The sequence below is a fragment of the Robinsoniella sp. RHS genome, from assembly GCF_001029355.1.
GTDB classification, from domain to species: Bacteria; Bacillota; Clostridia; order Lachnospirales; family Lachnospiraceae; genus Robinsoniella; species Robinsoniella peoriensis.
Map to the genome: position 1 here is coordinate 1 of NZ_JNGB01000226.1, position 1,792 is coordinate 1,792.

Below are 1,792 nucleotides of genomic sequence, written 5' to 3' on the forward strand. Positions count from 1 at the left end.
TTAATAGCGCCTCTGTCTTCATYCCCCGGTCATTATCTGTAGTCGCCCTCCAGTAAGATAGTTTCGGCACTCGGGTAATATATTCCTTCTCGCCATATACCAGGGAAATAATTCCGCCCTCCTGTTTTGAGAACATGGCAAAACAGCGTTCTGTGCGGACTCCTATATTTACATCTCCATGAATCACCTCAAATATTTTCCCAGGGTGCTGTTTAGCTCCATGGCTTTGCACTTTAATAATTTCCTGTCCAAAGGCCACTTCATATCCGGCGCTTTCCCAGAGCGTATCCTGTCCCAGTACCATAGAAACCGTACAGCAGTATTCCCCTGGCTGTTTTAAAACCTCATGTCCAAAAGGAAGGCTTGTCTTTTGCCCCGGTTCTACATTAATCAGATGTTCTGATCTTGCAATACACTCCCCTTCTTTTTCCAGCGTAAAGCAGAATCTGTAGGGGGCAGTATTCTGAAACAGGCACTGGTTGTCAATCGTTACCACTCCATTACAAACATGAATTTTTACATCCGAATACAGGAATTTTACTTCCTGGGCCTTAGGTGATGGAACGCGGTCCGCAAAAACAATGCCATTGGTACAGAAGCAGTAATCGGTAGCTCTTTCATCAAAATCCCCTCCATATGCCAGAACTTCCTTCCCGTTATCCAGTGTCTGATATATTGCCTGATCCATGTAATCCCATATAAACCCACCCTGATAACCGGGATATTTTTCTTCCAGCTTCGTATACAACTCCATGCCGCCCAGAGAATTTCCCATAGCGTGCATATATTCACAGCTGATATAGGGCTTGGAAGGATTGGACTTAAGATATACTTCAATTTCTGCCGGTTTGGCATACATGCGGCTTTCCATGTCGCTGATATAATCGTATTCCCGGTTCCAGAAGACGCCTTCATAATGTACCAGTCTGGACGGATCTGCCTTATGAAAATATTCACTGACAGATGCCAGGACGTCTCCTGCATAAGATTCATTTCCACAGGACCAGATTACAACTGATGGATGATTTTTATCTCTTTCCAGCATGGATATTGCCCGGTCCATAACGCAGCCCATCCATTCAGGGCGGGACGCAGGAACATTCCAGGACGGTTCACAGGCTCCCATCTTCTGCCAGGAACCATGACTCTCAAGGTTCATTTCGTCAATTAAATAAATGCCGTATTCGTCACACAGCTCGTACCACCTGCTCTGATCCGGATAGTGGCAGGTACGCACTGCATTTATATTATGCTGCTTCATAAACCGGATATCCCAGAGCATATCCTCCTCAGTGATACTTCTTCCCAGTCTGGGATTAAATTCATGCCTGTTTATTCCCTTGAAAATAATTCTTTTTCCATTAATGCACATGATTCCATTGATCATCTCAAAATTACGGAATCCAACATTTTGCGTCAGGGACTCAATCAGATGATCCTTTTGGTCGTAAACTTCCAGATAGAGGGTATAGAGGTTTGGAATTTCTGCACTCCATGGCTGTACGGAAGGGATTTCAGCTTCTATTTCCAGTATCTGGGCTTTCTTACTGATTTCCTCATACCACACCACGTCATCTGTTTTCTTCAGGAATGCTCTTATATAGCCCGTTTCATCCCCCTGCATCGCCAGGCGGATATTCAGTTTTCCATCCTGATACCCATTTATTAACTCGCCGTTTGCAAACATATCCCTTACATGAAGCTTCGGCGTGGTATAGAGATATACATCCCGGAAAAATCCCGGAAAATCTCCAGAAATCCTGATCTTCTATCCAGCTGGCACTGCTGCGTT

General features: G+C 44.6%; 1 protein-coding gene. It reads right to left on the minus strand.

What is annotated here, in order from left to right; genetic code table 11:
* Positions 1 to 1,687 (minus strand): glycoside hydrolase family 2 TIM barrel-domain containing protein (locus RHS_RS28945; protein ID WP_395023649.1); only part of this gene is annotated, 1,687 nt, incomplete at its 3' end.
* Positions 1,688 to 1,792: the final 105 nt, after the last annotated feature.